Raw genomic sequence first — 12,002 nt, forward strand, 5'->3', positions numbered from 1 at the left:
AAGTCGAGTCGTGGAAAGAGGAAGCCTAAACAGTGATGTTTAGAATCCCCGACCGTTTACGGCGGGGAGGATGTCAACTAGTCCTTAATGATTCTCTTGTCATGAATGACCACTTGATCCTTGAGTTCAGGACTGCCGGAGATGTGAATATCGCTATCCTTATTTTCCTCTGCGTCGGATTCGGCTAGATATTGGGCAGATGACTTAAAATCCTGCGCTGCACGTTTAGCAGATTCGGCTGCATTTTGGGCAGATGATTTAAAATCATGCGCTGCACCTTGAGGAGATGGGGTTGCATTTTGGGCAGAGGGCCTAAAATCAGGCACTGCAGGTTTAGCGGATTCGGCTGCATTTTGGGCAGATGATTTAAAATCAGGCACTGCAGGTTTAGCAGATCCGGCTGCATTTTGGGCAGATGATTTAAAATCATGCGCTGCACCTTGAGGAGATGGGGTTGCATATGGGGCAGATGACTTAACATCCTGCTTAACATCCTGCGCTGCACCTTTAGCAGATTCGACTGCATTTTGGGCAGATGACTTAACATCCTGCTTAACATCCTGCGCTGCATCTTTAGCAGATTCGGCTGCATTTTGGGCAGATGACTTAACATCCTGCGCTGCACCTTTAGCAGATTCGGCGGCGCTTTGAGCAGATGACTTCATTGATTCAGCAGCACTCTTGCCAGATGACTTAAGCGATTCGGCTGCACTTTTTATAGATGGCTCAACTGCTTTAGCTGTATCTTTTACAGTCGATCTCAGATCCTTAGTTGCCCCCTCAATTTCCTGAGCTACAGCTTTGGCAGAAGGCTTAATTTCATCAGCCGTACTCTTAATAGAGTCCGCTGCACTTTGTATAGAAGGCTTGACACCTTCGACTGTCTGCTTGACTGAATCTTTTACTTCTCTAATCGTAGGTTTGACTTCCTCGGATGCACTCTTGACTGCATCTACTACAGAAGGCTTGGCTTCCCTAACTGTCTCATTGACAGATTCGGCTATACCTTTAATCGAAGGCTTAGTTTCCTCAACAGTCTCCTTGACTGCTTCTGCTGTAGCTTTGATAGATGGTCTAACTTCCTCAGCAGTTTCCTTTACTACTGTCCCTAGCTCTTCTACAGTGTGTGTAATACCGTCTGCTACGCTGTGTGCTGCATCCCCTAAATTATCTACAGCACGGTTAACAGTATCAGCAGTACCTTTACCAATCATAGCGCCAGCAACTGAGCCTGCTACAGCACCAATAATGCCTCCAGAGCGAGCACCTAGTATACCACCGACTGCTGCTCCAGCTATCCTCGCACCAAGGCCTGAACCTGATGATTGATCTTCCTGTGATTCTGCATTTTCGTTAGTCTGAGCCTGAAGCTGCTGGTTTTCGCTATTGTCAACATTCTTTTCATGGAAGTCACGATTGGCTTCAGGCTGGTTAAAAGGCTGGTTATTATCAGTCATAGATATCCTTGGGTATTACTGCTACATTTACTAGCCTAACTATATACTTCTCAGAAAATCTACTGCCTAAGAACTAGATTTTGACTGTTACTTAAGAAGTAGATTATTAAAGGTACTGACCACTACGGCGCTAGCGGCTCGCTGTTCATTCGACCTTGAAGAAGCTGGAGGCTGGCGTTAGCGAAGCCCTCGAAGAGGATCGCACATCTGGAACAGTCTTAGCTTAGCGAGCCAAAAATAACTCATGTATACAGATTTTTTTTTACAGATTAAATGATTAATAAATCTTCCAAAACAAATAATATGAAACTCCAGCTTATAACTTAACTTCTAAAGAAATATATATTCTAAAAAAAGTTGCTACTATTAAATAATTGAATTAAGTGATTTGTTTTGTAGACGTTGCTGATTTACGGTAGAAAAGGCTAAATATGCAAGTCAGAGAAACCAGTATCCACAAAGATTCGGGATTTTCAACTAATTTTTTTCATACCCAGATTAAGCAAGCTCAGATTTTGGAGTGATCTAACTCACGAGGAGAGCTCTTGGAACAGCAACTTGACCGCTGTAGCCACCCGAGGCGATCGCACTTACGCGTAATTGGGCATAAGTTCGATCGCTCCTAAATTTTAGCGTCACATACGGCATTTTGCCGTATATAATAGAGAGATTATATCTACCGTATTTTGTATGACTAAAACTACTAAATCGGAACCGTCAGCCCGATTGGAGGCTCGTATCAGTCCAGAGATTAAAGCCCTTTGGCAAAAAGCCGCTGACTTAGAAGGACGTACCTTAACAGATTTCGTCATCGCCAGCGTTCAAGCAGTCGCTTCCAAAGTTATTGAACAGCACCAAAGACTGAAACTTGACCTTGACGACAGCGAGGCTTTCGTAAATGCCCTCCTGAATCCAACCCAGCCGAATCAAGCTCTCAAAGCAGCAGCCTTGCGCTACAAACAAGTGATGGGCGATGGTACTCACAATTGAACCCTTAGATAGCAGCAGACATCACAGAGAGCTTTTTTGTTGTGGACAAGATAGTTTGGACAACTACATCCGTAAACAAGCTTCTCAGGATCTCAAAAAGAAAGTCGCAATCGTATTCGTTTTAGTGGAGTCTTCCAACACTGATGTAATTGCCTATTATACGCTTTCTGCATATACCATTGAACTCGCAGATTTGAATGAATCTTTTGCAAAAAAGCTGCCCCGCTATCCCCTTCTACCTGCTACATTGCTCGGTCGTTTGGCAGTCGATCGCACTTGACCTTGGTCAACATCTCGGTGAGTTGATTCTGATAGATGCTTTGACAAAAGCACTCTTGGCAACTGCACAAGTTGCATCTCTCGCTGTCATTGCAGAAGCTCTGGATGAGCCAGCAGCCAATTTCTATCAAAAATATGGTTTTCAAAAGTTTAAACAAAACCCGATGAAGCTTTATCTACCAATGAAATCGGTGGAAGAACTTTGTCAAAATTATAACATTTAGTTGATTTTGTTAAAAACCGATCGCCCATCCCACTCTCCAGCCCCGCCAGCGCAGACGCGCGATCGCACTTACGCGTAATTGGGCATAAGTTCGAGATCCCCCAACAATCCCCAAAACTTCAATTACTACCGGATCGTCGATCGAAGTGACAGAGATCGACTAAAGTAAACACAAAATATTATTGGCGGTAATTAGAGTGATTGAGACTTTAGCAACAGGAATCGCAGCAGCCGGTTCGCTGCTAGCATTGGGCGGATTGGGCCTAGAGTTGAACTATCGCCGGACTGGGAGTGCAAATAAACTAGAACTAACAGCCGGAGAATGGCACTTAGCCATCTCGGAACCCAACCGCTATCTTTTAGTCGGGGAAATGGAGTTCCGCAACCTGACACAGCGGTTTGAGATTATGTTGCCGGAAGTGCGGGCACAGGTGAAACTGCTGTCAGACGGAAGTTTGGATGGCGTTACCTCCCAGACAAAGGTGATTCCTTGCCACAAAGACGCAGCTGCCAGAGCAGACGATTACTGGTTCGGCTATATTGTTAAAGCCCAAAAAAACACGAAAATTAAAGTTTCTGTAGACATTCAAGGGCAAGATTTAACCAAATTGCAGTCCGCTTGGGTGCAAATACATTTCGTCACCTACGGCCCGGGCGGGCGCATCCCGAAAGTCCGTAACGTAGTAGTTCCCCTGCAATTTCCCAACTCGGACACCGTACCCATCGCCAGAAATGTCGGAGTTGCAGAAGTCTTGCCGATTCGCACCCACATCTTGACGGAATTGGACAATCCCGTCGAAATTGTCAAACGGTACGTGCTGCCGCGCGCCCAGAAAGGCGATATAGTCGCCCTGGCAGAAACTCCCCTAGCTTTGATGCAGGGACGCTATCGCCATCCCAGCGAAGTCAAACCCGGATGGGCGGCAAAGCGAGTGTGCTTGTTTTTCTTGCCGATGTCGAGTTTAGCCACTGCTTGCGGAATGCAGACGTTGGTGGATGTAGTTGGACCTTGGCGGGTAGTCGCGGCATTTGCGATCGGCGCTGTGGCTAAAATATTCGGTAAACCGGGAGTCTTTTACCAACTAGCAGGGGAACAAGCCAGACTGATCGACGACGTTACCGGGACTTTGCCTCCCTTCGACCAATTTATTGTCCTAGGCCCGGACAATCCCCAGCAAGTTGTAGAAGAAATTCAACGAGAAACCGGACTTGCGGCGGCGATCGTAGACGCTAATGACTTGAAAGCAGTTAAGATATTAGCAGCGACCTCCGATTTATCGGTAACATTCTTAGAGCAAGCCTTGCGAAGCAACCCCGCCGGGAATGCTGACGAGCGCACACCAGTCGTTGTAATTCGACCTCTGCCACAAAAATCTTGAGTTGAAAACAGAAAATTAAAAATTCAAAAAGATGATTTGAAATTTTTAATTTTCGATCGAGCAAGAAAGGGAGAAGAATCAAAAGTTAGAAGTTTTGAACTCAAAATTAACCCATTCAAAACTCAAAACTTCCCTAACTCTTCCCCTTTCTGAATTTTTATTTTTAAATTTCCATTCTCCACTTTTATGCTATGACTTCATTTCCCTCCCAAAACCAAAACCAGGTTGTGATTCGCCCGTTTCAGTATCGCGATATCGAGGTGATGGAACAACTGTGCGCGGAAACAGCCGAAGAGCCAGAAAACAGCAAAGGCGGAAGCTGCGACGTGGTACTAGGTAGAAAGTTGCAGCAGATTCGCCGCTGGTACGGACTACTAAAGATTTTTAGCTTGTTTCCCAACCCTTGTCAGTCCCTGTTCCGGGCCCATGTTGCCGAAGAAGAGGGGAGCGTTAAGGGCATAATTCAGATTTCTCCTTTCAACCGCACCCGCAGCACTTGGCGGATCGATCGCATAGGAGTAGACCCGGAAGCCCGCAGCAAAGGAATTGGTTCCATGCTGCTGCGGTACTGCTTTGAGGCAGTCTGGGAGGCGCGGACGTGGCTGTTGGAAGTGAATGTCGGCGACAACACTTCCTTGGCTTTGTACCGGCAAAACGGGTTTCAGCCTTTGGCCCAGATGACATACTGGACGATCGCCCCAGAACGCCTGCAAGAAATGGCTTCCTCGACCCCAGATTTGCCGAACCTGCTGCCTGTGAGCAACGCCGACGCTCAGTTGCTCTATCAACTGGATACCGCGTCTATGCCGCCGCTGGTGCGCCAAGTATTCGATCGCCACATTCAAGATTTCAAAACCAGTTTTTTCGGCGCTTTAGTCGAAGGTGTCAGACAGTGGCTGGCCAAAACCGAGGTAGTCAGCGGTTACGTGTTTGAACCGCAGCGCAAAGCCGCGATCGGCTATTTTCAGGTGCAGCTATCTCGCAACGGCCAGCAACCGCACGTCGCCCAGTTGACTGTACACCCGGCCTACACTTGGCTTTACCCAGAACTGCTGTCCCAGATGGCGCGCCTCGTTCAAGATTTCCCAGTTCAAAGCCTGCAACTGGCTTCCGCTGACTATCAGCCGGAACGGGAAGCTTATTTAGAGCAATTTGGAGCTGTGCGCGTGGAACACAGTTTGCTGATGTCTCGATCGGTGTGGCACAAATTGCGCGAGTCCAAGTTGGTCTCTCTCGAAGGACTCCAGCTATCAGAAATGCTGCAAAGCTTCCAGCCAACTCGCAAACCCGTACCGGGCAGGATGTCCTGGCTCGGCCCGATGGCTGGGGAAGCCACAGCAGGGCCCGCATCCTCCGAGATAAAACCGCTGTTGGCTGACTCAGGAAACAGCCAAACGAATCAAGTTAACCCCTTGAACTTCCAAAATTCCGAATCCTCGGCAACAGATAGCAGCAGCATTTTGCCTCTAAAATTGCCCGAATTGCCTCTAGACGAAGGCTCCCAAGACAAAAGTTAATACTTAATAGTTAAAAGCAGAAGGTAAAAGGTAGAAGGCAGAAAAAAATAGAATTAATCATCAAAGAAATTCCTTTTTTCTGTCATAATTCCAAAACATCCCTTTTGCTTTTAATCTTTTAATTATTAATATCAACCTAAGATTACCTATCTTCTTCTTACTTTCTTCTCTTCTTCCTTTGCGTTTTTCGCGTCTTCGCGGTTCGTTAAATAAGATTATTTGCGAAAAAAAACAGTAAATCTAAAATCTAAAATCTAAAATCTAAAATTGCTTGATTGATAATGTCCAACGATAAATTATGGATTTCAGCACTGGGATTAGATATCGGCCTCAAACGAGTCGGCATCGCCGGGTGTGACGGCACTGGTTTAATAGCTACGGGCATTACAACACTGGTACGATCGTCCTTCGATCGAGACGTAGCTTATCTCCGAGAACTCGTGCGAGAGCGGAGAGTGCAAATTTTGGTTGCAGGCTTGCCCTACTCCCTGAGCGGAGAATTGGGTGCTCAAGCGCGACAGGTGCAGAAATATGCGAATCGCATCGCCTCCGCCTTAGAGCTCCCCCTAGAATACGTGGACGAGCGCCTGACTTCAGTTGAGGCAGAGGAATTGATGAAAGCTTCAGGGATTTCGCCGTCGCAAAATAATAAGGGTGCGATCGATCGCAAAGCAGCAGCCCTGATTTTGCAGCAGTGGCTAGACGAGCGGAGGCAAAATATCTGTGCCCCTCCCAATCCTTGATAGCTGGTAACAAAGGCGTGATATCCTGGTTGTGCAAGTTTGCTACGCACACCTGTAACCCTTGACAAACTGGAGAAAATTCTGCTGTACCCTCGGTACTGAAGAAGCAAAAAATCGTGATTTGTCCTCCGTGTCGCTTGCTGACTCGACTGAGATTTAAACGCTGCACTCCTCGCCTGTCGAAAAGGCAGCGAGTCTCGCGGTTTAAGCTTGTGGACTGGCGATCGCCCACTTAGCCAGAATATCGCCACGAAAATTCCCAATTGTCAAGCCAACGTTACTGAATTATTGACGGAAAACTAAGATACACGCGATGTCCTCATCCCCATACCGCAAAAAAGAGAATGGCAATTCCAACGAAGAGTCCGTCACCCTGACGGATGAAGTTGGGCGATCGCTGACTTGCAACATAGAATATTCTATGAACCTAGAAGGTCAAGAATACGCTTTGCTGCTTCCGATTGACTCACCCGTAGAAATTTTTACCTGGCAGGGAGACGATACCGACGAAGCAGCAATTCCTGTTGAAGACGAGACCGAAATTGACAAAATTTTTGATACAGCTAGAGTTGTGCTGCAAGAGCAGAACTTGACCCTCCGACGCACGGCAGTGACGCTGACTGTAGTTGGCGAATTGCCGGAATTTCCCGAAGAGGATATGGCATCTGATGTCGATCCAGATGAGGAGTCGGAGTTCGAGGAACTGATGTGGCTGACCAGTTTCTACCACGAAGAACAGGAATATGCGATTTATACGCCTCTAGACCCGTTCTTTATCTTGGCTAGAATGGATGACGACGGCAAGCCAGAATTGCTCTCGGAAGAAGAGTTCCAAAGGCTGGAACCGATGTTACCTATGCTGGAAGACCAGTTCTTTGACGAGCTTGATTAGATATTAATTGCAGGCACAAGGCCTGATGGCAAAAAGCAGAAATTTTTACTATTTTATAAAAAAGTAAACTGCTCGCCCGATCGAACTTTTTCGAGGTGGCCGCTTCTGCCTTCGCGATCGGGCTTTTGAATTGGGCCGCGTGAATTGGGTCTTTTAAAGGGCTTGTATTCGTAACTTTTCGGTCATCAATCGCAGGTCATCAGTCATTAGTCGCTAGTTACCCGCCGCTTATCCAAGACAACGGACTATGAATAAAGAACAAATGACAAAAGGCAGCGCGCGCGAGAGCCGAAAAGGTACTCCGCAAGTCTCTAAATGGTTGTTTTATCTGGCGTTGCTGCCGGTAATCTGGGGGGTTTGCGCTTGGCAAGGCTGGGCTTGGTGGAGCTGGGCTTCGGCGCCGCCTAAAATAACATCCTCATCGGGGAATCCGGCAGAGGATGCTGCTGTTTCGATCCAAATCCCGGAGGGTACTCCCAGTCAAAAAATCGGCCGGGATTTAGAGGCCGCGGGGTTGATTCGATCGAGCTCGGCATGGAATATGTGGGCCCGCTGGCTGACTATGCAAAACCGCGAGGGAGGATTTAAAGCAGGAACTTACCAACTGTCGCCGACTCAGCCTCTGAGTGCAGTTGCTGACAAAATTTGGAAGGGCGAAGTCGTACAGCAGAGTTTCACGATTCCAGAAGGGTGGTCGCTGCAACAAATGAGCGCTTATTTTGAAGCGCAAGGTTTTTTCCCGGCTAAGGAGTTTATGGCGGCCGCGAGTCAAATTCCTTACGCTCAATACCCTTGGCTGCCGAGCGGATTGCCTCATTTAGAAGGTTTTTTGTACCCGGATACTTATCAGCTAGACGGCGATAGAATTACTCCTCAAGCTGCGATCGCACAAATGCTCACTCGTTTCGAGCAGACAGCTTTGCCGGTATATCAAAAAAATCAGAATAATACGAAGCTCTCTCTCAAAGAATGGGTGACTTTGGCGAGTATTGTGGAAAAAGAAGCTGTGGTTGCTTCCGAGCGGAACCGCATTTCTGGAGTGTTCAACAACCGTCTGAAAAAGGGTATGCCATTGGGCTCTGACCCGACAGTTGAATACGCTCTCGGCATCAGGCAAACTAAGGAAAAGCCTCTGACTTTTAAGCAAGTAGAAACCCCTTCTCCTTACAATACTTATATAAATCCAGGACTACCCCCAACTCCGATCGCATCTCCGGGAATCGCCAGTCTGGAAGCGACTCTGACTCCTGAAAATACAGAATATCTGTATTTCATGGCGCGGTACGACGGCACTCACATTTTCAGTCGCACTCTGGCCGAACACAATGCTGCTGTGGCTCAAGTTGACCAAAAAGTGCGATCGACTCAATAGATGGGCAATGACTAATACAAAAGTAAAAAGTCAAAAGTAACGAAGGAAAAGCAATAATTATTCACTTTTGATTTTTTGCTTTTTCAATCTTTAACTCCCAATTTCTTATTTCTCAATCTAAAATCTAAAATCTAAAATCTAAAATCATTATGACTTGGGGTAAACTACTACAGCCTGACTTAGTTCTCGGCGATTCAGTCATGAAGTTAACGGCTGATATTCTGCAGAAATATCAGATTAAAGGATTAGTGTTGGATGTGGACGAAACTCTCGTTCCCATTACGGCAATGAATGCTTCTCCTGAACTCAGCTTGTGGGTACAAGAAATTAAACCCGTAGTATCGCTATGGTTGGCAAGCAATAATTTAAGTCAAAATCGGATCGGTCGAATTGCTGATTCTTTGAATCTACCATACATCACTGGTGCAGCTAAGCCGTCCCGCCGCAAGTTGAGAAAAGCTGTGACGGCGATGAATTTGCCGGTGGAACAGGTGGCGATGGTGGGCGATCGACTTTTTACTGATGTTTTAGCAGGCAATCGTTTGGGTATGTTCACTATTTTAGTGGAACCAATGGTTGATGCTGGTTATGCGCTTCGCAAGTATCCGGTGCGCTCTTTTGAAGTTTGGGTGTCTCAAGCTTTGGGGGCATCTCTGAAAATTAAAGATTAAAATTGGGCATGGGGAATTGGGAATTGGGAATTGGGCATGGGGCATTGGGAATTGGTAATTAGGAATTGGGAATTGGTAACTAATGGCAACAGACAACAGTCAACAGTCAACAGTCAACAGTCAACAGTCAACAGTCAACAGACAACAGACTAAAACTATTGTTGTTAAAATTGGAACTTCAACTCTGACTCGATCGACTACAGGAAACTTAGCTCTTTCAACTATTGCTGCATTGGTCGAAATTTTAGCTGATTTGCGGCAGCAAGGTCATCGAGTAGTTTTGGTTTCTTCGGGTGCAGTTGGGGTTGGCTGCGCGCGCTTGGGTTTGACGGAACGCCCGCGAAACATGGCTATGAAACAGGCTGTGGCGGCTGTGGGCCAAGGGCGGCTGATGCGGGTGTACGATGACTTGTTTACTACTCTACAACAGCCGATCGCTCAAGTATTGCTCACGAGGGGTGATTTAGTGCAGCGTAATGGTTATGTTAACGCTTGCAATACTTTTGGGCAATTGCTCAGGTTGGGCGTGATTCCGATCGTCAATGAAAACGATACAGTAGCGGTAGACGAGCTTAAATTTGGCGATAACGACACGCTTTCGGCGCTAGTAGCGAGTTTGGTAGAAGCAGATTGGTTGTTTGTGCTCACAGATGTCGATCGGCTGTATTCCGCCGATCCGCGCAGCAATCCCGACGCGCAGCCGATCGCCCTAGTCCAAAGTATGGCACAGCTCACAGAATTTCAGGTACAAACAGGAGATTCCCGCAGCGGTTGGGGAACCGGTGGAATGGTGACAAAAATTGAAGCGGCGAGAATAGCAACTGCATCGGGAGTGCGGACTGTCATCACTGACGGCTGCTTTCCTGGTAATATCGAGAAAATACTTAACGGAGAGTCGATCGGTACTCAATTCGAGCCTCAACCGCGCCCTGTAAACGCTCGCAAACACTGGATAGCTAACGTGCTAATTCCCGCCGGAAAACTATATTTAGATGCGGGTGCTGTCAAGGCAATTTCCCACGGCGGAAAATCGCTTTTAGCTGCGGGTATTGCTCAAGTAGAAGGAGAATTTCAAGCTGATGATTCCGTGCAGTTGTGCGATGCAGCCGGCAACCAAATTGCTAGAGGGCTTGTGAATTATAGCAGTTTAGAATTGAGACAAATCCAGGGCTGCAAGTCAGAGAAAATTGCTGAGATTTTAGGCTATGCAGGCGTAGAAACGGCGGTACACCGAGATAATTTAGTGATTGTTTAAATTAACAAATATCGAGACTGTCGATCGGGCAATGAGCGAAGGTAGAAATTGAGGATATTTGCAGCACAGTCTTGCAAGAATTTGTTTGGCTGTGTTTGAATAGCTCGTTCATCGCTTCTGTAAACAGTTCAAATACATTTTGTGCTAATTCTAAAGCTGCTTGGCATTCCGCATTAGTAAGTTTAATCTCTGCTAAAATTTCCAACATCTCTGGCGTGTTTAAAAGGTGATAATTTTCTAAACCCCCATAAGATCCTCCAAAATCAACAGATTCTTTTTTGTTAATTTGCTGTAATTCCATTACCACTGCTAGCGCCGCTTCAAAAAAAACTTGGGCCGTTCCTTCGAGGGCTTCCACTAACACCAGTTTCTGAATAGGAGAGGCTTTCCAAGCGTAGCGTTCGATCACTGAACATAGCGATCGAGTTTTTTTAGTTTCTTCACCCCAAAGCAGTCTGAAGTCGCCGTAACTCATTAATTGGTTTAAGCCTAGTTCCTCTAGGTATTCTAGATAGTCGTGCCAGTAATAGTTTTTTTTATAAGTATATTTATTAATTAGTTCCTGAACTTTGCTATTACTAGAAGATTCTCGCAATACATATTTATTTAAATCGCTCAATCCCACCGCCAAAGGAGCGAGGACAGGTGCAAAAATTAGTCGTTGATTCGCGTGAATGTGTTTATTGGCTAGAAAGTCAAACAAGGGCAATTTGGCAAACTCTTGCTTTTTGGGTTCAATGAATGCTACAATGGCTTTCATACTTTTTTCGCCTAAATAGTTGCTGTCAAGATACTCTTCATACCTCTGTTAATTATCTATATTTTTGAGCCTAAATAATTGTGTTTATTATCATACATATTTGTATTTGAGATCATAGGTAAGAGTGTTTGCAGTCACAGCAAATTGTGACGGAAAGCATCCCGGATACAAGCCCCGGATTCATTCCTTCGCAGACTCAGGACGGAAAAATAAAAAACCTGTATCCGATAAGCCAGCCCCCGAATTTATCCGTGGGGTCGATGGCTTCAATTCTAAAATCTAAAATCTAAAATCTAAAATCGATTGACTTGTATCATATTGTGCCAGAAGTTCGAGCATCTTGTTCCCTAGAGATAAAATGCTATACATTTAGATTGGATATTTCGGGCGTTGCTCAAAGCCACCCCACAAGAGTGTGATTATTTATTGACCGATAATTTAAAGGCTGATTAACTTAATATAGG

The 12,002-nt window shown here is 46.0% G+C and carries 12 protein-coding genes; 10 read left to right on the forward strand and 2 right to left on the reverse strand.

Annotation, left to right across the window (positions count from 1 at the left end):
* Positions 1–77: 77 nt before the first annotated feature.
* Entirely contained in the window at positions 78–1,457 is a 1,380-nt protein-coding gene (locus QUA16_RS21315) for a hypothetical protein (protein WP_333105534.1), read from the reverse strand.
* A 690-nt stretch (positions 1,458–2,147) separates the two neighbouring features.
* On the opposite strand from QUA16_RS21315, the gene QUA16_RS21320 reads away from it, so the two are divergent.
* The 10 genes from QUA16_RS21320 to proB all read left to right on the forward strand — a co-directional run bounded on the left by QUA16_RS21320 (position 2,148) and on the right by proB (position 10,778).
* Positions 2,148–2,447, forward strand: coding sequence for a DUF1778 domain-containing protein (locus QUA16_RS21320; RefSeq protein ID WP_333051545.1), 300 nt, complete (start codon positions 2,148–2,150; stop codon positions 2,445–2,447).
* Entirely contained in the window at positions 2,431–2,727 is a 297-nt protein-coding gene (locus tag QUA16_RS21325; RefSeq protein WP_333105535.1) for a hypothetical protein, read from the forward strand. Before QUA16_RS21320 ends, QUA16_RS21325 begins: the two co-directional genes overlap by 17 nt.
* Before the next feature lie 55 nt (positions 2,728–2,782).
* Entirely contained in the window at positions 2,783–2,950 is a 168-nt protein-coding gene (locus tag QUA16_RS21330; RefSeq protein ID WP_333105536.1) for a hypothetical protein, read from the forward strand.
* A gap of 196 nt (positions 2,951–3,146) precedes the next feature.
* Complete coding sequence (locus tag QUA16_RS21335) at positions 3,147–4,328, forward strand: F420-0:Gamma-glutamyl ligase (protein ID WP_333105538.1); 1,182 nt, start codon at positions 3,147–3,149, stop codon at positions 4,326–4,328.
* Between the two features lie 191 nt (positions 4,329–4,519).
* Positions 4,520–5,845, forward strand: coding sequence for a GNAT family N-acetyltransferase (locus QUA16_RS21340; protein ID WP_333105539.1), 1,326 nt, complete (start codon positions 4,520–4,522; stop codon positions 5,843–5,845).
* A 281-nt stretch (positions 5,846–6,126) separates the two neighbouring features.
* Positions 6,127–6,588, forward strand: a complete 462-nt coding sequence (gene ruvX / locus QUA16_RS21345; RefSeq protein WP_333105540.1) for a Holliday junction resolvase RuvX — start codon at positions 6,127–6,129, stop codon at positions 6,586–6,588.
* Positions 6,589–6,901: 313 nt separating this feature from the next.
* Positions 6,902–7,480, forward strand: a complete 579-nt coding sequence (locus tag QUA16_RS21350; protein ID WP_333105541.1) for a DUF3727 domain-containing protein — start codon at positions 6,902–6,904, stop codon at positions 7,478–7,480.
* 247 nt (positions 7,481–7,727) lie between these two features.
* Positions 7,728–8,852, forward strand: a complete 1,125-nt coding sequence (gene mltG, locus QUA16_RS21355) for an endolytic transglycosylase MltG (protein ID WP_333105543.1) — start codon at positions 7,728–7,730, stop codon at positions 8,850–8,852.
* Between the two features lie 149 nt (positions 8,853–9,001).
* Positions 9,002–9,523 carry a YqeG family HAD IIIA-type phosphatase gene (locus QUA16_RS21360; RefSeq protein ID WP_333105544.1) on the forward strand — a complete coding sequence of 174 codons (522 nt, stop codon included), beginning with the start codon at positions 9,002–9,004 and terminating at the stop codon, positions 9,521–9,523.
* 157 nt (positions 9,524–9,680) lie between these two features.
* Positions 9,681–10,778, forward strand: coding sequence for a glutamate 5-kinase (gene proB, locus QUA16_RS21365; protein WP_333181329.1), 1,098 nt, complete (start codon positions 9,681–9,683; stop codon positions 10,776–10,778).
* 1 nt (position 10,779) lies between these two features.
* Here proB and QUA16_RS21370 read toward each other — a convergent pair whose 3' ends face one another.
* Positions 10,780–11,538 carry a hypothetical protein gene (locus QUA16_RS21370; RefSeq protein ID WP_333105547.1) on the reverse strand — a complete coding sequence of 253 codons (759 nt, stop codon included), beginning with the start codon at positions 11,536–11,538 and terminating at the stop codon, positions 10,780–10,782.
* Positions 11,539–12,002 lie beyond the last annotated feature (464 nt).

The organism is Microcoleus sp. S13_C3 (genome assembly GCF_036700905.1).
In the GTDB taxonomy this organism is placed as follows: domain Bacteria; phylum Cyanobacteriota; class Cyanobacteriia; order Cyanobacteriales; family Microcoleaceae; genus Microcoleus.